The organism is Sporosarcina sp. FSL W7-1349, assembly GCF_038003045.1.
Taxonomy (GTDB): Bacteria; Bacillota; Bacilli; order Bacillales_A; family Planococcaceae; genus Sporosarcina.
On sequence record NZ_JBBOOK010000002.1, the window covers coordinates 710,271 to 732,391 of the forward strand.

18 protein-coding genes and 1 pseudogene are annotated in these 22,121 nt (G+C 45.1%); 4 read left to right on the plus strand and 15 right to left on the minus strand.

The genetic code is table 11. The features are described from left to right. Positions 1–45 precede the first annotated feature (45 nt). From MKY41_RS17470 to MKY41_RS17505, 8 genes are all read right to left on the minus strand, one after another. On the minus strand, positions 46–1,122 hold the full coding sequence (locus MKY41_RS17470; protein ID WP_340746282.1) for a TRAP transporter substrate-binding protein: 1,077 nt from the start codon (positions 1,120–1,122) through the stop codon (positions 46–48). 98 nt (positions 1,123–1,220) lie between these two features. Then, positions 1,221–2,276 (minus strand): LLM class flavin-dependent oxidoreductase, encoded by a 1,056-nt coding sequence (locus tag MKY41_RS17475; protein WP_340746283.1) that lies wholly within the window; start codon positions 2,274–2,276, stop codon positions 1,221–1,223. 333 nt (positions 2,277–2,609) lie between these two features. Beyond that, positions 2,610–4,028 (minus strand): NAD-dependent succinate-semialdehyde dehydrogenase, encoded by a 1,419-nt coding sequence (locus MKY41_RS17480; protein WP_340746284.1) that lies wholly within the window; start codon positions 4,026–4,028, stop codon positions 2,610–2,612. A 58-nt stretch (positions 4,029–4,086) separates the two neighbouring features. After that, positions 4,087–5,058, minus strand: a complete 972-nt coding sequence (locus MKY41_RS17485; RefSeq protein ID WP_340746285.1) for an electron transfer flavoprotein subunit alpha/FixB family protein — start codon at positions 5,056–5,058, stop codon at positions 4,087–4,089. A 15-nt stretch (positions 5,059–5,073) separates the two neighbouring features. After that, the gene (locus tag MKY41_RS17490; RefSeq protein WP_340746286.1) at positions 5,074–5,838 is read right to left on the minus strand and encodes an electron transfer flavoprotein subunit beta/FixA family protein; all 765 of its coding nucleotides are present in this window, start codon (positions 5,836–5,838) and stop codon (positions 5,074–5,076) included. A gap of 22 nt (positions 5,839–5,860) precedes the next feature. Continuing rightward, positions 5,861–7,054 carry a thiolase family protein gene (locus MKY41_RS17495; protein WP_340746287.1) on the minus strand — a complete coding sequence of 398 codons (1,194 nt, stop codon included), beginning with the start codon at positions 7,052–7,054 and terminating at the stop codon, positions 5,861–5,863. Beyond that, positions 7,051–7,911 (minus strand): 3-hydroxyacyl-CoA dehydrogenase NAD-binding domain-containing protein, encoded by an 861-nt coding sequence (locus tag MKY41_RS17500; RefSeq protein ID WP_340746482.1) that lies wholly within the window; start codon positions 7,909–7,911, stop codon positions 7,051–7,053. The genes MKY41_RS17495 and MKY41_RS17500 overlap by 4 nt, the downstream gene beginning before the upstream one ends. Positions 7,912–8,158: 247 nt before the next feature. Continuing rightward, on the minus strand, positions 8,159–8,938 hold the full coding sequence (locus MKY41_RS17505) for a riboflavin kinase (protein WP_340746288.1): 780 nt from the start codon (positions 8,936–8,938) through the stop codon (positions 8,159–8,161). Between the two features lie 218 nt (positions 8,939–9,156). Between MKY41_RS17505 and rpoN the strand changes: the two genes are divergently transcribed. After that, positions 9,157–10,485 (plus strand): RNA polymerase factor sigma-54, encoded by a 1,329-nt coding sequence (rpoN, locus tag MKY41_RS17510; RefSeq protein ID WP_340746289.1) that lies wholly within the window; start codon positions 9,157–9,159, stop codon positions 10,483–10,485. A gap of 163 nt (positions 10,486–10,648) precedes the next feature. Here rpoN and MKY41_RS17515 read toward each other — a convergent pair whose 3' ends face one another. From MKY41_RS17515 to MKY41_RS17525, 3 genes are all read right to left on the minus strand, one after another. Beyond that, positions 10,649–11,587 carry an MBL fold metallo-hydrolase gene (locus MKY41_RS17515; RefSeq protein ID WP_340746290.1) on the minus strand — a complete coding sequence of 313 codons (939 nt, stop codon included), beginning with the start codon at positions 11,585–11,587 and terminating at the stop codon, positions 10,649–10,651. Between the two features lie 122 nt (positions 11,588–11,709). Then, positions 11,710–12,951 carry a PucR family transcriptional regulator gene (locus tag MKY41_RS17520; RefSeq protein ID WP_340746291.1) on the minus strand — a complete coding sequence of 414 codons (1,242 nt, stop codon included), beginning with the start codon at positions 12,949–12,951 and terminating at the stop codon, positions 11,710–11,712. Then, on the minus strand, positions 12,869–13,252 hold the full coding sequence (locus MKY41_RS17525) for a GAF domain-containing protein (protein ID WP_340746292.1): 384 nt from the start codon (positions 13,250–13,252) through the stop codon (positions 12,869–12,871). Before MKY41_RS17525 ends, MKY41_RS17520 begins: the two co-directional genes overlap by 83 nt. Between MKY41_RS17525 and MKY41_RS17530 the strand changes: the two are divergent. From MKY41_RS17530 to mgtE, 3 genes and pseudogenes are all read left to right on the plus strand, one after another. Continuing rightward, a pseudogene (locus MKY41_RS17530) lies at positions 13,166–13,945 on the plus strand (amidohydrolase); the annotation flags it as partial. The gene MKY41_RS17525 and the pseudogene MKY41_RS17530 overlap by 87 nt on opposite strands. A 240-nt stretch (positions 13,946–14,185) precedes the next feature. Beyond that, positions 14,186–14,890, plus strand: coding sequence for a 23S rRNA pseudouridine(2604) synthase RluF (gene rluF / locus MKY41_RS17535; protein ID WP_041072193.1), 705 nt, complete (start codon positions 14,186–14,188; stop codon positions 14,888–14,890). An 836-nt stretch (positions 14,891–15,726) separates the two neighbouring features. Next, a complete protein-coding gene (gene mgtE / locus MKY41_RS17540; protein WP_340746293.1) occupies positions 15,727–17,085 on the plus strand; it encodes a magnesium transporter in 1,359 nt (452 codons plus the stop codon). 4 nt (positions 17,086–17,089) lie between these two features. Here mgtE and MKY41_RS17545 read toward each other — a convergent pair whose 3' ends face one another. The 4 genes from MKY41_RS17545 to MKY41_RS17560 all read right to left on the minus strand — a co-directional run bounded on the left by MKY41_RS17545 (position 17,090) and on the right by MKY41_RS17560 (position 21,543). Then, a complete protein-coding gene (locus MKY41_RS17545) occupies positions 17,090–17,707 on the minus strand; it encodes an NAD(P)-dependent oxidoreductase (protein ID WP_340746294.1) in 618 nt (205 codons plus the stop codon). A gap of 212 nt (positions 17,708–17,919) precedes the next feature. Then, the gene (locus tag MKY41_RS17550) at positions 17,920–19,434 is read right to left on the minus strand and encodes an acetyl-CoA hydrolase/transferase family protein (RefSeq protein ID WP_340746295.1); all 1,515 of its coding nucleotides are present in this window, start codon (positions 19,432–19,434) and stop codon (positions 17,920–17,922) included. Between the two features lie 128 nt (positions 19,435–19,562). Then, complete coding sequence (locus tag MKY41_RS17555) at positions 19,563–20,207, minus strand: LytTR family DNA-binding domain-containing protein (RefSeq protein WP_340746296.1); 645 nt, start codon at positions 20,205–20,207, stop codon at positions 19,563–19,565. A 67-nt stretch (positions 20,208–20,274) separates the two neighbouring features. After that, on the minus strand, positions 20,275–21,543 hold the full coding sequence (locus MKY41_RS17560; protein ID WP_340746297.1) for an MFS transporter: 1,269 nt from the start codon (positions 21,541–21,543) through the stop codon (positions 20,275–20,277). Positions 21,544–22,121 lie beyond the last annotated feature (578 nt).

Genomic DNA, 22,121 nt, shown 5'->3' on the forward strand with positions numbered 1-22,121 from the left:
GGAAGCAAAAGTGCATATCCATTATGCACTTTTGCCGAGTGTTTCTTATTCCGGAACTATGACCCCTTCGTTCTTCAGTAATTCTACGTACGTATCCATCATGGCTTGTCCGTCGTAACCACGCTTATTCGCTTCCGCTACCCAATCGTCCATTTGCTTCTTGATCGGCGCTTTCCATTCCTTCAACTCTTCTTCCGTTGGAATGTAAACGCCTCCATTCCGATCTGAAACAAGCTCTTCATATTTGGCTATGCTAGCTTCTGCATCATTTGTATAGACTTCCGTTGCCAGCTGAGTATATTTCGGCCCAATATCGGTAATGAATTGGTCTCGTAGGTCTTCAGGCAGTGAATCTAAAAACTCCGTGCTGACAAAGAACGGCAATACGCTGACAGCCAGGTCCACTTTAGTCATCCAATTCGTCACTTCGTCAAATTTATAACCAAGTGCACCTACTGCTGTGTAGACGGATAAGTCTGTAATACCACGTTCAAGCGACTCGTACAATTCCGTGTTTGTCATGGATACCGGCGTAGCCCCCAAAGTTTTGAACAATTCGATTCGACCAGCAACCGTATCGGAAATTTTATTGTGTTTAAGATCGGATGCTTTTTTCATCGGTTCTTTCCCAAATATTTGGAAGGCATCTGTAGAAGTAACACTGATGAAGGTCACGTCATCTGAGATTTCTGTTACATGTTCATTTATATATTCCGTTAGGACTTTCTCCGCAACTTCGGGTGATTGCAATAGAAACGGGATATCACCAATTGTAAGAGGGAATAGATCAGTATCTGTAAATAAGCCTGGAATGATGAAGCCTGATTCATATACATTCCCTTTAATATCCGCATAACTTGTGCTAAATGATCCCAATGCCGCACCAGAATATACATTCACTTTCAATCGGCCGTCCGATTTTTCTTCGACATATTCCGCCCACGGCTCTGCCACTTCCTTGACAAATGTACTGGATGCCGATGCGGAGACATTCAAATCAAATTCATAAGTCTTGCTGCTATCCGCTGAAGCATTAGGAGCATCGTCCCCTCCGCCACACGCTGCCATCAGTACACCAAACAAGGTCAAAACAAGTAAGAACACAAGATTTTTCTTTTTCATTTCTTCATCTCCTTTATACGAATTTGTTAGTGACCGAAGGATCCATTGTTTTTCTATCTACAGCGGTTTTCTCTACTTGACCCAATTGACGGCATAAATCACTTGATTTTGACACTATCAAAGTAAGGCATTACTTTTTCAGAAAACAGTTCCATAGATTTAAGAACTTGATGTTGCGGTTGTCCCCCGATGTTCATCCACAAAATGATATTGTTAAGGCCCGTTTCTTCCTTGTAACGCTTAATATCCTCGATTACTTTTTCCGGAGAACCAACCAGAGTATTTTCGGATTGAAGGAAACGGTCATAATCGACATTGCGTTCCCGGCTAATGACGCCGAACGTTGGGCGGTTGTCACGTTCGCTCATATACCATTCCAGTCCCTGGCGGTATTCTTCCTGAGCCTGTTCCGTAGTTTCGGCCACATAGCAGAACAAGAGCTTGCCGGAACGTGCGACTGCTTCCTCAACATATTCTTGTGTCAAGCCCGAGGAAAGGGCCTCTTCACGATACAATTTGATCTTGTGGTTCGTGTCCTCGTTTGTGATGCCTCCCAGTACGAAGGAATGCCCTTGCTTAGCCGCATTGACCATCGACGCATCATTGGAGGATACCATCACAAAAATCGGCGGGCCGTCTTTTTGAACCGGTCGCGGGTACACCGGGATGTTTTCAATGTTATAGAATTTTCCTGAGTACGAAACCTTTTCTGTTTGCAACGCCGTTGTTAAAATATCAAGAGACTCCAAGTAACGATCATGGCGTTCTTCAAAATCGATATTATAAGCGTCGAACTCTAGTTTGTCGTACCCTTTTCCGACCCCCAAATAGAGTCGTCCATCACTAATGACATCGACGAGATTCATATTTTCAGCCACCTGGAGTGGATGATGAAGAGGCAAGCGTGTAACGGCCGATCCCAATTTGATTTTTTTGGTTGTTGCTGCCGCGGCAGATAAATAGACAGATGTCGAACTGACCACCCCATATGCTCTGGCATTGTGCTCAGCTACCCATACAGAATGATAACCTAATTCATCAGCAAGCTTGATTTGTTCCAATCCATCTCGTAGTTCTTCCGCATCGGTTTTATTAGGGGGTACTGAGTTTAAGAAAAACAACCCGAATGTCATATCTTTTCCTAGTTCAGCCATTTTGTCCATCTCCTTTTAAAATATTTAATAGAATTCAATTTATTAGAGAAATTAAACTCTTCTTCACTTACAAGCAACTTAGATACCAAACAAGTATCTTTTCTGTAAAATTTAAATTCGTTCGATAATATACTGCTTCACAAGTGTTCCATGGCCTATTTTTAAATTTTTATCTTCAATTCTTACTAATTTCACCTATTAATAGACGCTTGTTGACTTGTGTCCTAAATTCTTCAATGGTCTTAGGGTTAATCATGGATTACTACAAATAACTAATGTTCCATTTTTGAAACGAATCGTTCTATGTAAGAAACGATTACTTAGTGAATTTAATCAGATGGACATCAAAAACGATCCCACTTTCGTTTCCAGATATTCATCAATCCCATGCGCGCCTTCGATTCCCAGCCCGCTTAATTTCCACCCGCCGAATGGCGCCTGCACAGTAAAAGGGGAGGCATCATTAATGCCAACAATTCCATATTCCAGCGCTTCAAAAACCCGATGTGAGCGCGATAAGTCATTTGTATAGAAATAAGCCGCGAGTCCGAAGTTGGTATTATTGGCCCGGTAGAGCACTTCCTCTTCTTCTTCAAATTTCATGATCGGAGCAATCGGTCCGAAAGTTTCTTCCTTAGTAATCAGCATCGTATCATTGACTTCACTTAGGACAGTCGGTTCGTAAAAGTTACCTTCCTTTAAATGGTCTTCCGTACATCTTTTGCCTCCACATAGTAGAACAGCTCCTTTTTCAACCGCATCCAGTACTTGTTCTTCCATTTTCACAAGCGCACGTTGGTTAATGAGTGGACCTACCCGGTTCCGCATATCCTCTCCGTTTCCAACAGGTAGTTGCTTTACCTTTTCAGTGAACCGTGAGACAAACTCATCATAAACGCTGGCATGTACGTAAATGCGGTTCGCGCATACACATTGCTGCCCGGACGAACTAAACTTAATATTGACCGCCCCCTCGACCGCCAGCTCCAAGTCTGCATCTTCAAAAACGATAAAAGGGGCATGCCCTCCTAATTCCATCGATACTTTTTTCACCGTATCTGCCGATTTTTTGATTAGCTCAATGCCAACTTCTGTTGAACCGGTAAATGAAATTTTTTTCACTTCCGGGCTGGATAGCCAGACATCGGTAATTTCTTCAGCTTCTCCGATGACGATATTAACAACTCCATTCGGCATCCCGCTTTCTTCGAAGATTTTCATCAATTCCAAAGCACTTAACGGAGCCTGATTGGAAGGGCGGATCAGACATGCACAACCAGCCGCCAAGGCGGGAGCCAATTTCCGACTTAGTATCTGCAGTGGGAAATTCCACGGAGTGATGGCAGCCACTACTCCTATCGGCTGTTTAATAGCGAGCAACCGCTTGTTCTTAGCTGAACTCGGTATTTGCTCGCCGTATATCCGGCGCGCTTCTTCTGCAAACCATTTGAAATACGATGCCGAACTTTCCACCTCATAGTAAGAGTTTGCTAAAGGCTTTCCCATCTCTTTCGTAATCAGTTGGGCCAGCCGATCCTTGTCTTCCTCTATCCGATGGGCCACCTTTTCCAAAATCCGGGAACGCTCCAGACCGGTTGTCTTAGACCAGGAAGGGAATGTCGCCTTGGCACTTTCCAGTGCTGCGAATGCATCCTCTTTCTGCCCTTTGCTGACTTCCGCCACCAACTCGCCTGTGGCGGGATTTTCTACTCGGATCATGTGATCTTTTATGGTCCAACTGCCACCCATCATTTGTCTTCCTCCTTACATTAGGCCTCCAAAGGGTAACCATAGCTGGCTACCCCGTTCCTTAGGAAACTGCAATACTGCTAAACTCTTCAATTAAAAGCGGAACAACTTCAAAGAGATCGCCTACAATACCATAATCCGCAATGGAGAAAATGTTCGCTTCCGGATCTTTGTTAATGGCTACGATAATCTTGGAATTGGACATTCCGGCAACATGCTGGATGGCTCCTGAAATGCCGCACGCGATATAGAGATCCGGGGTGACCACTTTGCCCGTCTGTCCAATTTGCAATGCATAATCACAATAATCCGCATCGCAAGCTCCCCGGGAAGCACCGACAGCTCCTCCAAATACGTCCGCCAATTGCTGCAGCAACTCAAATCCTTCAGTACCCTTGACCCCACGTCCTCCCGATACGACCACCTTCGCTTCCGATAAATCTACTCCCATTGTCGCTTTCCGCACAACCTCTTTAATGAGGACGCGCAAATCTGTCAGCTCAACAGCTTGCGTCGTAATATCACCAGAACGGGAAGCATTTATAGGAAGCGATTCAATATTATTAGGACGAATCGTAACGAACACTTTTTCCGTTTTTGCTTTTCGCCTCTCAAATGCTTTTCCAGAGTAAATCGGCCGTACAAATTGCGCCTCATTGCCCTGTCCTTCAATTTTTGTCACATCAGAGAGCAAGCCTGCGTTTAAGCGACCGGCTAGTCTCGGTGCTATATCCTTGCCAAGAGATGTATGACCTAGGATGACGGCAGTCGGCTGTTCGGATTCGATAGCTTGTAATAGCGCCTGCGTATAGGCCTCTGCCGTTATGTGGGAAAGGTTGGGACTTTCAAGTAAAATTGCGCGGTCCGCTCCATGCTGAATCATTTTTTGTGCGTGTTCTTGGACTCCATTCCCCAATAGAACTGCCACTGCCTCACTGTCAGGATTCCATTGTTTTGCGGCAGCAATGGCTTCGAGAGAAACATTGCGCAATTCATTTTCACGGTACTCTCCAACTATTAAAATTTTGCTCATCTTTTTGTCAGCTCCTTAAAGTACTTTTGCTTCTGTCCGTAAAATAGTTGCCAATTCTTTTACCTGCTCATTCACTTCACCTTCCAAAATCCGGCCCGCTGCTTTTGCGCTTGGCAAAAAGACTTCCGTAACTTCTGTCATGCTCTCGATGTCTTCCATATCCAGATCATCAAGCTCCAAAGTTTCCAGCGGTTTCTTTTTTGCCTTCATAATGCCGGGCAATGATGGATATCGTGGTTCATTCAAGCCTTGCTGACAAGTCACCAATATAGGCAATGCCACTTCGACAATTTCATGATCGCCTTCTACGTCGCGTTCCACTGTTGCAATCCCATTGTCAATAGATAGCTTTGTAATTGTCGTGACAACGCTGATATTCAGCAATTCCCCGACTAAAGCGCCGACTTGTCCGGATCCACCGTCAATCGCCATGTTGCCGGCCAGAATGATCGTCGGCTCTTTATCTTTTAAATATTTTGCGATAATGGAAGCAGTCGTCCACGCATCTCCTTCCTCTAGGTCCTCATCGCTAATGAGCATGCCTTCATCTGCCCCCATCGCCAATGCAGTACGCAACTGCTTCTCCGCCTCTTCCTCACCCACGGTAAGAACGGTTACATTTCCGCCATGCTGATCCCGCAATAAAATAGCTTCTTCAATTGCATATTCGTCGTACGGATTGATGATAAATTCAGCTCCATCATCGCGGATTTTCCCTTGTTGAATATCGATTTTTTCCTCGGTATCAAAAGTGCGCTTAAGCAAAACATAAATATTCACGATACTTCTCTCCTCACTATTATTAAACTTGTAAGTTTTCAACAATTGTTGTAATTCCCAAACCGCCTGCAATGCAGAGCGATACAAGTCCATACCGTTCTCCCCGGCGTTCCATCTCATGCAACAGCTTCGTCATTAAAATAGCTCCTGTCGCTCCGATCGGGTGTCCGAGCGCAATCGCACCACCATTGACATTGATGCGATCGAGCGGGATATCCCACTCCTTCACAACCGCTAAAGATTGCGCTGCAAATGCTTCATTTAATTCGATTAAGCCGATATCTCGGAGTGACAAGCCGACCTGTTTCAATGCCTTTGCCGTTGCGGGAACAGGGCCGATTCCCATAATATCGGGAGATACACCCGCTGCAGCCTGCGCAATGATACGGGCTTTCGGCTTGAAACCATGCTGTAACGCCGCATCTTCTGATGCAACAATCACTGCGGACGCCCCATCATTCCGTCCACTGCTGTTTCCTGCTGTGACGGTTCCATCTTTTCTGAAAACAGGCTTGAGCTTTGCCAATTGGTCCGGCGAAGACAGACGCGGGTGTTCATCCACATTGAACCGTGTCGACGATTTGCGCTCCTTCACTTCAATATCCATAATTTCATCTTTGAATTTTCCACCGCTGATCGCTTCTTGCGCTAACTGCTGGCTGCGGTGTGCGAATTCATCTTGCTCTTCTCTGGATATATTATATTTTTCCGCTAGGTTCTCTGCGGTCTCACCCATCGTGAACGAGCCATATTGGTCAATCGGCTGAGAACGGGGCTGGCTTTCCGTATTTGGATCTAGCAGCAAACCATTGCCCGCCCCATAACCGTACCGCGCATTTCGGATATAGTAAGGGGCTGTGCTCATACTTTCCACTCCGCCTGCAACAATAAAGTCCGCAAGACCTGTTTGAATTTGCTGTGCCGCATTATTGATAGCCTGAATTCCGGAACCGCACTGACGATGCACCGTATAACCCGGGATTTCGAGCGGTAGTTTGGCACGAAGGGATGCCACACGGGCCAAGTTTGGAGTATCCGTACTTTGCTTCCCTTGGCCCAATATCACTTCATCAATTAAATTCGCATCCATATTAGTACGGCGGAGAATTTCACCGATGACATCAGCACCTAAGTAATCAGCCTCCACTGTCTTCAAGGCTCCGCCCAATCTCCCAATAGCGGTTCGGACTGAATCAAGAATGACTGCCTGTCTCATACATGTTCCTCCTGCTTGCTATAGTCATAAAATCCTTGCCCCGATTTCCTTCCCAGTCTACCTGATTTCACATATTTAATGAGAAGCGGACAAGGGCGATACTTCTCTCCTAGCGTTTCATATAAATACTCCATATTGCGCAGACGAGAGTCGAGCCCTACCAAATCTGCCAGCTCGAGCGGACCCATCGGATGGTTCAAGCCAAGTTTCAAAGCCTTATCGATATCTTCAGCGGAGGCTACCCCTTCCATCAACATATTCATGGCTTCATTCCCGATCATGCAGTTCATCCGGCTTGTGACAAAACCGGGAAACTCATTTACTTCGATCACTTCCTTGTTCATTTGCAACGCAACTTCTTTAACGATTTCATATGTTTCATCAGATGTGTCCAGCCCTCTCACAATCTCCACTAGTTTCATCCGAGGCACAGGATTAAAAAAGTGCATTGCAATTGTTTGGGGAGCGCGCTTTGTCTGCGCTCCGATTTCCGTCGGGCTCATCGTTGAAGTGTTGGTCGCTAGAACAGTATGTACCGGGCAGATTTCATCCAGCTTCTGAAAGACATCAATTTTCAATGTCATATCCTCCAAAACAGCCTCGATAACCAAATCGGCATTTTTACCGGCAACTTCTAAATCCGTCGTCAAGGAAATGCGCTTTAACGATTGTCTATCCGTCTCCTTTGCATAACCCCTTTGAATCGCCTTTTCCAAATCGACTTCCATTTGCTTCATAGCATTTTCCAATGAACTTTCATGGATATCATGCAGGATGACATCAAATTGATGAAGAGCAGCTGTGTAAGCAATGCCCCGTCCCATTACCCCCGCGCCAATAACACTGATTTTTTTCATAAGTAATTCCTTCCCCCGTCTTTCGAATATATTCTCTTCTGCATTAATTTGTTTCAAAATGAAAATCAACGTTTCATATTGAGACGAAAGATAATTGTCCTTAGAACTGTGGAACCCGTTTTTCAATGAAAGCGGTTGTCCCTTCCTGTTTATCTTTCCTATCAGACAATATGGCTCGTACAAGCTTTCCAGCAATAGAGCCAAGCAAGTCATTTAATCCCTCCCTTCTTCTTGCACAGAGCAATTCTCATGCCAGTGCTTTGTTTCGAACATTGTACAAAAAGTGCTCCAGCTGCTCGGATAACCCTTTCGATCCGAATTTCACCCTTTTGGCTTCGGGAAAATAGAAGGTGACCCAATCCAAAAAATGCAATATGGATTCACGCCGCTTTACAATATTGCTCACTTGATGATCGGCAAACCATTTGTCGACCGTGTTATAAATGCCACGGTTGACCCCGTATGTTTCATCACAAAATCGGGCAAATTCGAGATCCGGCATATGAATAATCATTTCGTGCTTCTTATCTTGCAAGGAAGAAGGATACTGTTTGAGCTTCTTCGTTTTATCTCTCAACTCATTCAGATACTCTTTGGCGGTTGAACAGTCTTTATTGAGCTGACGAATCATAGTTTTGATTGAGCCGAACTTTTGTTCATTACGTATAAATTGGCAGACCTCCACTTCCAGCATTTCATCATAAATTGTTTTATTGAAATCAAAAATATGCACCTCAAATATTTTTTCCCGCATTTCGCTTTCAAATGTGGGCTTTACGCCAACGTTCATCACACCCATAAATTGCTCATCTTGGTATTTGACAAATACACTATATACGCCATTAAGGGCAGGAAAGTTAGCCTTCGATTGCAAGGACAGATTTGCAGTCGGAAAACCTAATGTCCTTCCCACTTGATTGCCCCTAATCACCATTCCGGTAAAAGTTGTTTGAATATCTGGTATACGATTCATGAAATACCTCCTTAGTTGCTTCAGAATTAAGTAGAACCCTCTACCAAACCCCAAGCAACTTTCATACCAAATATACGTAACAAACAGAAAATATTTAATTATTAGTAGATTTTTCCGAGAAAGGATAGTAAGATTGCTTGCAACAGAGTTTTCTGCCACGAACTTGTCATAATTCCGCAAGGGAGAGGAAGAAATTCGAATAATTATCGCTCTTTGCTAACAGTTCATGGATTGGGGATAGGTAAAACAGTTGAGAAATGAGGGAACGGGAAATGAATTTAAGCATGCAGGTTACAACTCAATTAACACAAACGTTAACAGTCGATTTGATTCAGCATCTTGAGATTTTACAGTTTTCAGACTACGAACTGGAAAAGCATATTTATGAGAAAGCAAATGAGAATCCACTCTTAAATGTGATAGAACCCCAGTTGAAACATATGAATAATATAGTCGATTTCTCGACCATTCAAAAAAGCAATCCGACGATTCCAAAACAGCAGGACCAATACTTTGACAGGATCCAGACAGCATTACCGCAGAAAGAGCCTATTGAAAATTTTTTACTCGAACAAATTCCTTTGGATAGTAACTTATGTAAAACCGAAATCAGAGTTATTAAGTACCTCATTCATCATCTGGATGAAAGATACTTTTTATCTGAGAATATTTTCGACATCGCAAATCAATTGGGCAAAGAAGCGGGACTAGTGGAACGGATGTTGCATCTGCTCCAGACGTTCGAACCAATTGGAGTCGGAGCACGAAATATACAGGAATATTTAGTAATCCAAATTAAGAACGATGTAAATGCTCCGCCGCTGGCACAAACATTTGTAGAGCAACATTTGTCTGAAGTTGCAGATCTATCGATCAAGTTTTTAAGCACAACTTATAAAGCCTCCATCCAACAGGTCAAAGAAACGTTGGACTATATACGCAGCCTAAACCCTCCTTCGATCAACGAACGTGCGGTTGGTCCGACTTATGTAATACCCGATGTGTATGTCAAAAAGGTACATAATGAATGGGTTATAGAATTGAATACCAATTCCCGCTCCAAGATTGAAATTAATGAGGTTTATGCGGATTTGTTAAAAACAAACCCGGAGTATAAAAATTACTATCAAAATTGTTTAAAGGACCTTATGTTACTCATGCAGGGCATTGAACAAAGGGATAAAACAATCTACAGCTTGACTCGTTTATTGCTCGAATTGCAGCCGAACTTTTTTGAACACGGAATGACAGCGCTTACACCAATGCGGCTCAAAGATATGGCAGACGCCCTCGAGCTACACGAATCAACTATTAGTAGGGCTATCCGAGGAAAGTATATTCATACTCCTCTTGGTATCTTCCCCTTCCGTTCATTGTTTACAAAAGGCCTTACGAATGGCTTCGGGAAAACGGACTCAGTATCTCAGATAAAACAACACATACAAGAATTGGTATCTAAGGAATATAAAGATTCTCCGTTATCCGATCAGCAATTAACGGAAGGGTTACTCCAAAAAGGGATTCAAATATCGAGAAGGACTGTCACAAAATATCGTAAAGAACTAAATATCCCAAATTCTAATAAACGTTTATATTTATAAATTGTAATGACCATCCGAGCCTAACGCACAGCTAGTAATAAATTCATCATGTAGTAACACACCCAGTATTCCGTACAAAAGCAAATAAAAAATATAACTCCCTCAACGTTAGTTGCTTAATGGCAAGTTGTGTTGAGGGAGTTCTTCATTTAATTAACAATGTTTATATATGATTTATTTGGAGTGCGATTCCATCCTTATTGTTTATTATTTGCAAACTCCCCTCCTCTAAAAGATAGTTTAAGTAGCTCAATGTTTGCATAATTTGCGGAGAAGACTTTGTAATATCTTTTTTATAGAGAAACTGAATTATTTGCTCAAACGTATGTGGTTTCTGTATGAGCAGTTCTTTAAATTGATGAAGCCTCTCTACATGTCTCGTCTCAATGCTTTTGATTAAATCAACAGTATCTTCAATGACGTCGCCATGACCCGATACAGCTAATTTACATGGAATATATTTAACTTTTTTCAGCGATCGAAGGTAGTTTTCAAGTGGATTGAATTGAATATTTTCAACTATTAGAAGCGGACTGAAATCTTGAATTAGATGATCACTTGCGAATAGCACTTGCCTATTTTGTTCATAGAAGCAAAATTGATCGACTGCGTGACCCGGCGTTGCAATTGCTTGAAATTTTAAGGAGCCAATCTGGAGAATATCGCCATCTTCAACAGTCTCATCAATCTCAAAGTCATAGGCTTCTTGTTCATTTATAAGCGTTTTCGGAGAATAAGGATACGTATAGCCATATCGCATGGCAGTTTCTATCAAACCGACATTTGTAGGATCTGTTTTCATGGTTTTAAGCTTTTCCTTACTTTTCGAGGAAGCGATGATTTTTGGACCTGCTTTCTGTAACAAAAAGTGACAACAACCGGCGTGATCTGTATGGATATGTGTTAATAAAATATGAGAAATTGGTTTTTCCAATGTTGGCAGGAATTCTTCCCAAAATCTTTTAGTTTCATCATTATTTTCGCCTGTATCTATAAGTACATAAGAATTTTCATGCTCTATTAAATAACAATTGACTGCTGCGTTATAAACAGAGGGCAATGTTATTTTATAAATAGAGTCCATAATTTCTGTAATCCCCATACTCCACCTCCATACAATTTAATAAATTTTTCTATTCTTACCTAAAATCCAAGCAAAATCTATGCCAATAAGTCCTATATGTGACACCGACCTGTAACTAGCTCCTTGTTCGCAAAGAGAATTCATAAAAATGACTTGGACAACTTCAAATAACAAGCTAAATGAATCTTCAGAATGTCATCGCTGTTATCCAAGTCAATCTGTAACAAATCCTCAATTTTTTTAATGCGTTGGTAAAGAGTGTTGGGATGAATGTGAAGCTTTTTGGCCGCTTCTCTTGCAGAACGGTTTGTTTTCATATACACAAGAATCGTTCTTTCCAACTCGCTATTCGCTTCATGAGATAATGGGAAAAAAACTTCATTGATAAATTGCTCGATTATATGCGGTTGTTGATGCAAAAACAAACGGTTCAAGCCTATGTTTTCATATTGCATTAACTCAAATCGATTGTGTCCGGACAAGTAGTTTATCGTATCTTCGGCTTCGTCGTAACATTTTCCAACGTTCTCTAATCCTTTATAAACGGCACTGATTCCTCCAAGGAATGGGGAGTTTTTGCCCTTCACCCATTGTTCTTGTATAGTCGCCAACGTTTCCTGCACTGTATCCAGTGCATCAGGTTCTGGTAATGGAGAAAGGATGAATACCCGATTTTGGATCCCAAAGATCATTTTTCCTTGTGAGCGCAATTCTTTTTGTATTTTCAGGACCAGTTGATGTATTTCAATTTCAAGTTGCTGTAAATCATTGTAGCTGGGGATTTCAATGATGGCCATATACCAATAGGAATTGATATCAACCCCCATCCGGCTTCCAAAGCTTTGTAAATGTTCCGCGATTCTATGTGAAAGCAATTCCCGAAACTGTTCATATGTTTTTTTATAAAAGTATTCTGTCACGGTCTGCTTTTTTATTAATTCCATGGCAATGATCGAACTTCCTTGTTCCAATATCATGCGGTCCGATTCAGAAATGACACCATTTGTCGGGATAATGAAACATCCAAGGAAAACACTCCCATTGTGAATGGGAAGCAGATAATACGTTTCAAGTGAGGACACGCCCTTCTCCACATATTGGGGTTTCCGGTTGGCCGCGAACATTTTTTTTAATTCTTCCGTCGTAAAATCGGATGCTTGGCTTGGGTAGGCAAAATAAAACAAATTATCAATGACATTGTAAAAAAAGACGGGCCTGGATATCATCTGATTGAATTCACGAATAATCGTTTCCAGACCCTTATTCTCCAGTGAGATATTGGTCAGTGCTTCATGGACTTCATACCTTTTTTGAAGCTGGAAGTTCCGTTCTTCCAGCTGCTTGCTCGGCAAATCCTTGCAGTAACAGGAGGTCATGTTCATCGAACGGTTGTTTTCCACGCCATTGATGGACAGTCATTACACCGATTCTTTTCTCCGCTATCGAAATAGGAACGGCAATGAAGGAACTGGGGAAGCCAGGATGTGATGATGTAGTTAAAGATACATAGTTTGTTTCCGATATATTGTTGCGGCGCATTCCCCTTTCAACTTCTTCTTCAGATTTAAAAAGTCTCCCGATTCCATCTTGAAATAACATGCAGAAGAAACACCTCCAGGTGGCGCGAAAAGCATTGTGGAATCTGGAGTCCTCGATGATTTGGACGCTGTCTTCGGCACGCATTTAATGCCGAATTTACCGACAGGGGTAATTGGCTACCGAAGCGGTTTCTCCATGGTGGGCAGGACCTACTTCAAGCTGGCCATCAAAGGCAAGGGAGGCCATGGATCATCCCCGCATCAAGCGAATGACCCGATTGTAGCAGGCGCTTATTTCGTCACCGCAATCCAAACTATTATTAGTCGTCGATTAAATCCATATGAAATGGGAGTCGTTACAATCGGTTCATTCGACGGAAAAGGAGCATTTAACGTTATCAAGCATAGTGTTGAACTGGAAGGGGATGTCCGATATATGACGGAAGACAGCCAGAAGATCATTGCCGAGGAAATCCACCGAATTACAAATGGAATTGAATTGGAATTCGACGTCCACTGCGAGCTCACGTATGTTCCGGATTATCCACCCTTATACAATGATCCGACGGTGACAGCGAAAGTCGTCTCCATTCTAGAACAGGCAAATGATCCGGTCATTCACGAGATTACGGAGATTCCGATCAATTCCGGCTCTGAAGACTTATCCTATTACACTCAAAAAATACCGGGAACTTTCTATATTATCGGCTGCCAACCGAAAGGGGTTGTCAAACCGTATCTGAACCACCATCCTAAATTTGATATTGATGAAGAGGCACTACTTGTATCAGCAAAATCCGTAGCTCATGTTGTTTGTGATTACTACGGCCATGAGTAATTTTAATTGAATTGAGGCTGTCTAGATAATTAGAAACAGGCTTTAGAAAAGTGTATCAATTTTCTGAAGCCTGTTCTTTGTAGGATACATCTCGGAAAATCGCCAAAAACGGCGAGACTCCGCGGGAAGTGAGCCCTTTCTGGTGATTTTCCGGGCTTTGGGACAACTCCTTGCCTATTTTTGAAAAAATGAGTAACTGTCGGTACAATGAAGAAAACCTTCATAGATAGGATGACAGGCATGCGAATCAATAAATTCCTAAGCGAAGCGGGCATCGTTTCCCGCCGGGGTGCAGACAAGTGGATCGAGGACGGCCGTGTAACTATTAACGGACAGCCGGCCGAACTCGGCAGCCGTGTGGAACCCAGCGATGAAGTTTACGTAGATGGGAAACCCGTCCAGACGGAAGAACAACTCGTATATATCGCGTTGAATAAACCCGTCGGCATCACAAGCACGACCGAGCGGCATATTCAAGGCAATGTCGTCGACTTCATCAACCATCCACTGCGGATTTTCCACATTGGCCGACTCGACAAAGATTCCGAGGGCCTTCTGCTGCTAACGAACGACGGCGATATCGTCAATGAAATTCTGCGCGAGGAACATGGGCATGAGAAGGAATATATCGTCACCGTGGATCACGCCATCACTTCGGATTTCATTGGGAAAATGGAGTCAGGCGTCAAAATCCTCGGCACGACGACCAAACCTTGCAAAGTGAAAAAACTCGGCCCCCGCACGTTTAATATTACGCTGACGCAAGGACTCAACCGCCAAATCCGCCGCATGTGCGCCGCGCTCGGCTACCATGTGCAAAAACTGAAGCGAACCCGCATTCTTAATATCCATCTCGGCGACTTACCTGTTGGCCAATGGCGTGACTTGACGGACGCGGAATTGGAAACGATGTTCAAGATGTTGAATTATGCACCGAAACGATAGCACATCAAGTGACCTGCCCCGATAGTGGGGTGGGTCATTCTTATTTATGGAACTGTGAGAGCTTAGCCTGAAACTGTCAGGGCCCAGTCCCAAACTGTATGGGCGCGAAGAAACTCTCAGGGCTATTTTGCCAGCTGTAAGGGCAATCCTACGAACTGTCAGACCCCGGTCCCAAACTATAAGGACGCGAAAAAACTCTCAGGGCTATTTCGCCAGCTGTAAGGACAATTCGTTGAACTGTCAGGGCTCAGCGTCAAACTGTAAGGGCACGGGGGGAACTCTCATGGCTATTCCGCTAACTGTAAGGGCAATATCACGAACTGTGAGGGCCCAGCTTCAAACTGTAAGGGCGCGGAGAAACTCTCAGGGCTATTCCACCAACTGTAAGGGCAATCCTACGAACTGTCAGACCCCGGTCCCAAACTATAAGGACGCGGGAAAACTCTCAGTGCTATTTCGCCAGCTGTTAGGGCAACCCCGCGAACTTTCAGAGCTCAGTCCCAAACTGGCTACGAAAAATTCTCAGAAAACCGGGAAACCGGCAAGTCAATGCTGAAACTATATAGAACGAACAAATGATTTGTAATGGGTGGCTCCAGTTGCTTGTAGTGAAAGGCGGCGACTCCAGCGGGAACAGCACGAGCTGAAAGCCCCGCAGGAGCGCAGCGACGAGGAGATTGAAGCCGTGCCCGCGGAAAGCGTCCGCCTGGAACGGTAAGCAACGGTTGGCTGGTAGTGTCCACTTCTTTAGTACGTTTTATATAGTTTCCTTCCTGCACATTTAGGGGAATAGGAGAGAGAGTCACCATTTTGAATAGTTGAGTGAGGTGGATGCAATGGAGCCGAAAATGGATGAAGTGGAAGTAGCTCGCGCCCTCATACAAGTGTTGAAGGACGGGAAAAAAGAAACCTTCCATGATCTTCTGAAAGAGTTGGATCCCTATGAAATTGCCAAACAGTATAAAGACTTGCCTAAAAAGCGGCGGCCATTGTTTTTGGAATTCCTGACAATTGAAGAGTTGACTTCCTTACTAAAATACTTGAATCAAGACGAACAATTGGGCGTGCTGGAAATGATCGGTCCCGAGCGCTCTACCGATATTTTGGAACTGATGCAGAGCAATGAGCTCGCTTTCCTTTTTTCTGGTCTTTCCAACTCCAAAGTGGATCGGTTGATTGCCCATATGAAACGCGAGCAAATGGAAGAGATTCTGCACATTCTGGATTATCCGCCGAAGACGGCCGGGCGGGTTATGAACAGCCGCTATCTTGCGGTGTTCCCGACAATGACAGTAGAAGAGGCGGAACAGGAATTAAAAAAATTCCAGGAACTCGCCAAATACTTGAATTACCTGTATATCGTCGACGAGGGACGGAAGCTCGTCGGTGTCGTCTCCTATCGGGATCTGATCTTGGCTGATCCCCAAGCGAAAATTAGCGATATCATGACGACGAAGCTCGTGAAAGCCGATGTGCTGATGAAGCAGGAGCATGTCGCACGGTTAATCGGAAAGTATGATTTCGATTCACTGCCGGTTGTCGATTCAAACAATGTGCTGCTCGGCGCCATTACCGTCGAGAATGTCCTGGATATCGTCGTACGGGAAGCGAATGAAGATATTGAGATGCTTTTGGCTTCGGGTAAATCAATCGATTTCCGAACGAGACCGTTGGTAGCGGCCAAACGAAGGCTGCCTTGGCTCATTCTTCTTCTTTTTATCGGCTTGGTGTCAGGCAGCATCATCTCAAAATTTGAAGAGACGTTGGAAACGGTAGTCGCACTCGCTTTCTTCATGCCGATGATTGCCGGCATGACCGGGAACACCGGGACCCAATCGCTCGCCGTCGTCGTACGCGGCCTTGTGTCGGAGGATGTCGATATGAAAAAATCATTGAAGCTCCTGTTCCGAGAATTGATTGTCGGCATTATCATTGGACTCACTTGCGGCGTCGTCATCTCGATCATTGCGTATATCTGGCAGGACAGCTTCACGCTCGGCCTCGTCGTAGGTTCCTCGCTGTTGGCAACATTGATTATCGGGACGATTGCCGGTACCGTCATCCCGTTGATTTTGAATAAATTCAAAGTCGACCCGGCGGTAGCTTCTGGCCCTTTGATTACGACCATCAACGATATTTTATCCCTTCTTATCTATTTCGGAATCGCCACGATGTTCCTTTCCAAATTAAGCTAGGAATTCAGTAGGCGATACCGACGCGATAGCCGATGTGGTCGCCCTCCACTAATTCAGTGTACGCAAATTGGGCAGTGTCGTCGACTGAGATTTCCTTGCCCTCTTCTGGTAAGAAATCTCGTTCAATACGGTAGGCTCCGGCGGCAGGACCGTCGGGTAAATAGGTTGGACAGATGATTGTCCAATCCAATCCCGATTGTCGCAGCATCCCAAATGCTTTATGGTGTTCCTCGGCAGCGAACGTCAACCGACGATTGGAATCACCCGCTTCGTAACGGAGCAATTCGGGGGTTGTTCGGCTTTGCAGGATACCCGCTGTCCCAATCGTGACAATCCGACGGACCCCCGACTGCTCCATCGCCCGGATGAAGTGGGGCGTTGCTTCTGTCAAAGTCGTCGTCCGATCGGTGCCTAGTGCACTGAAAACGGCTTCCGCCCCAGCGACGGCCCTGCTTACAGCTTCAAAATGACGGACATCCCCTTCAATCACCCGGAGCTGTTCATGAGATGCCAATGTTTCTGGTGACCGGGAAAGGGCTGTTACTTCATGTCCGTCAGCGAGGGCAAGTCGCAACCATTCGCCTCCGACCCGGCCCGTTGCCCCAAATAATGCGATTTTCATTGGAAAACGCCTCCTTCTCCCTCCACCATACCGAATTTTCTTCGGGATACAAAGACATAAGTATGGATCACTGGGGAACCCCGGGAAACTGACACACCTCGAAGGCAAACTCACACACCCCAAGAAAAAACATACTCTCCCATTGTATAAACCCATAAAAAAGCCGCCCATCTTGCCAAAATGACAAAACAGACGGCTTTCTTCTATTTCATTCACACCGGTTGCGCCACTTTTTGAAGCATCGTGCCGTGGGTTGCCAAATGGGTATGCCAGGAGAATGCTTTTTCAATGACGTGCGGTGTATGGCCGCCTCGTTGCAGCGCTTCATTATAATATGTCCGCATTTGCTCGCGGTACATCGGGTGCATGCAGTTTTCGATGATCAACTCCACCCGTTCCCGGGGAGCCAACCCGCGTAGATCGGCGTAGCCTTGTTCCGTTACAATGACATCGACGTCATGTTCTGTGTGATCCACATGTGTGACAAACGGGACAATGCTTGAAATCGCGCCGCCTTTGGCAATTGATTTCGTAACAAAAATCGCGAGTCTGGCATTCCGTGCAAAATCTCCGGAACCGCCGATGCCATTCATCATTTTCGTCCCGGACACATGTGTCGAGTTGACATTGCCGTAAATATCCAACTCCAATGCCGTATTGATAGAAATCAAACCAAGACGCCGAATGATTTCCGGATGGTTCGAAATCTCCTGCGGGCGCATGATGAGTTTATCCCGGTACGTTTCCAAGTCGTGGAACACCTGATTTGCTTTGTCTTCAGATAGCGTGATGGATGCGCAGGAAGCGAAACGTACTTTTCCGGCATCTATCAAGTCGAATACTGCGTCCTGCAACACTTCAGAGTAAACTTCCAACTCCTCAAATTCTGAATGGACCATGCCGTGAAGAACCGCATTCGCAACGGAGCCGATTCCCGATTGAAGCGGTGCCAATTTCTCAGTCAAGCGGCCTGCCTGAATTTCCGAACGGAGGAAGTTCAGCAAGTGGCCAGCCATGATTTCCGTCTCCTCATCCGGCGGAACAATCGTGGACGGAGAATCGAGTTGGTTCGTGAAAACGATCCCTTTCACCCGCTCTACGTCAATCGGGATGCCAATCGTGCCGATGCGATCATCCGCTTTTGTCAACGGAATCGGGTCGCGTTCCCCTTGCTTGCCCGGTGCATACAAATCATGGATGCCTTCCAAAAGTTCAGAGTGGGCCAAGTTAATTTCCACGATAATCGATTTGGCATGTTGGGCAAACGTCAGCGAGTTTCCGACGGACGTTGTCGGGATGATCATTCCGTCTTCTGTAATTGAAATCGCTTCCAGAATGGCAAAGTCAATCGGATCGATCACTTCGGAACGAATCCACTCCGCGGTATGGGACAGGTGATGATCTACAAATAAATGCGCGCCTTCGTTGATCTTCTTGCGCATTGTCGGGTCAGCTTGAAAAGGGAGACGTTTGTTAACAATGCCCGCTTCCGCAAATAATTTATCGATATCAGAGCCAAGAGATGCGCCTGTATAGACGTTCACTTTAAAGGATTCATTTTCCGCACGTTCGACCAATGCCATCGGAACCGCCTTCGCATCGCCTGCACGAGTGAAACCGCTTAACGCCAACGTCATACCGTCCTTGACCCAGGAAGCTGCCTCTCCAGGCGTGACGACTACATCTTGTAAGGGCTTACATTTGATACGCTCTAGCTGTTTATCCATTTTATCTTCCTCTTTCGTTTATCTCATTTAGATAATTCTATCTAAATCGCTTTCACAAAAGAGATTTCATGGCTTGAACGGCAAAAAAGGAGCCTGAGACAGCGACTCCCGTGTTTAGAACAGTTCATTCAAAAACCTAATAATTTGCGGAAATAGCTCGAATACGACTGGCTGACCGGAATCCGAGTGCCGTCTTCCATCGACAGGACGAACGTGGAGTGAGTGTCCGGGTAAATCTCTTTAATATGATGGACATTGACGATGAAAGAGCGATGACATCGCACGAAAGAATCCCGCGGCAACAAATACTCGAAGCTTTGCAATGAATTCTTATGGATGCCGACGATTTCATCGGATACGACAAATGTTTTCCGGTCTTTCACTTCCACATATTGCACTTTGGCAAAAGGCACAGGGACCCAGCCATCTTGGGATTTCACCGTAATGACCGATTTCCCTTCCGTATAAGCCGGATAAATTGCCATCACACACCCTTGTAGCACGCCATCCTGTTGAAACGGTACGGCCATCCCATGATACGGCACGCCGAATACATCCCGATTGATGAATTCGGACACCTTCTGCTTCTCCTTGATCGCTTTGTAGGCAATCGTCCCTTCTCGCACAGGGTCGCCTGGCCTGATTTTCAAATCAATCCGCTTGCTGGACCGATAATAAATATACTCTTCCTTATTGGAAACAGCGATTGAAATTTCATCCGAGAACAATTCCCCAATGACGTCCAACAACCCATTTATACTAAGCATCTCCATCAGATGGATCCTCTCCCTACACAGATTCCACTTCATTATAGAAGATGGAAAGGCGCAGGTACAAACCTTACGACACGGTTTCGTCCATCTGGGCGGCCGGTTCCGGGACAAATTTCAGCACAATGATTCCGATGATGAAGAGGATGACGAGACTGAACACGCCGTATGCGGAACTTCCCGTCAATTGGGCGGTCATTGCAACAAGTAAAGGCCCCATGACCGAGGCGAATTTGCCGAAAATATTATAGAACCCGAAAAACTCATTGGATTTCTCTTTGGGCACGAGCTTGGCAAAATAAGACCGGCTTAGCGCCTGGATACCCCCTTGGGATGTAGCGACCAACATCGCCAATATCCAGAAATCAAGCGTTGTCTTCATAAAGAACGCATAAAAACAAACAATCATATATACGAAAATCCCTACATAGAGCATCTTTTTTCCGGTGAATCTCTGCGCCAATTTTCCATAGAGGACCGCAAACGGGGCGGCCACCACTTGCGTGACGAATAAAATGATCAGTAGACTCGTCGAACCGATCCCCAAATCCGTTCCGTACGCCGTTGACATGGAAATGATCGTTCCGACACCGTCAATGTAGAAAAAATATGCAAGCAAGAATAAAAAGACAGCACGATAATTGCGGATTTCTTTAAACGTATTCCCAAGCCGGCGGAAGCTGCCCGCCAACAAACGCGGTTCCCGGTCGATGGCATGGATTTGATGTACATGCCTTACCATCGGAATGGTGAACACGAGCCACCAAACCGCAGTGATGACGAAAGCGATCCGACTCGCAGCCGATGTGGAAAGCGGGATAGTTCCGGCTCCCGCCAGTATGATGATGGCGATGCTGATGATAAACGGAATCGTGCTCCCGATATAGCCGAGACCGAAACCGCGGGAAGAAATCATATTCATCCGCTTTTCGGTTGTCACATCAACCAGGAACGCATCGTAGAAAATATTCGCCCCATGGAAACTGACGGCGGTCAACGTGTAGATGATCAACAGGGGCAGCCACTTATCCGTCGGGACCAAGGCAAGCGAAGCTGTCGCCATCGTGCCCGTCGCGAAAAAGAAGAGGAAAAACTTCTTCTTCATCCCCTGGTAATCGGCAATCGTGCCCAAAATCGGCCCGATCATCGCCAAGATGAACGTCGCAATGGCGACCGTATATCCAAGATAAGCCGTCGAATCGGCCAGGCCCACCCCGGCATTCGTTGCAACCGACTTGTAATACAGCGGAAACACCGCTGTCGTGATGATAACGGAATATGCTGAGTTCGCCCAGTCATACATCATCCAACTATTCTCTTCCTTGCTATAATTCCTCAACCTCTCACCCCTTCTCCACTTCCTACATCTAGTTTACAATACTATATGTCTGAAAATAATAGGAAAATGAGATTAGGAAAGGGTGGGGGCGTTTGGTGAGGATTTATGGGAGCGGGACTCGGGGTTATGAGCGAGAGAACCAGACTTATCAGCACTCCCCGCAACTTATCGGCACTCCCCACGATTTATCAGCACTCCTCACAACTTATCAGCACTCCTCACAACTTATCAGCGCTCCTCACAACTTATCAGCACTTCTCACAACTTATCAGCATTCCTCGCGACTTATCAGCATTCCTCACAACTTATCAGCACTCCTCACAACTTATCAGCACTCCTCACAACTTATCAGCACTCCTCACAACTTATCAGCACTCCTCACAACTTATCAGCATACCACACAACTTATCAGCATTCCTCCCAACTTATCAGCATTCCTCACAACTTATCAGCACTTCCCACAACTTATCAGGATTCCCATCACATTATCAGCACTCTCTCGCCCTCCAAGGAACGTTAAACACAAATCGAGTAGGAGGGAGTGATTAGCTCCCGACCTCTCACACCACCGTACGTAC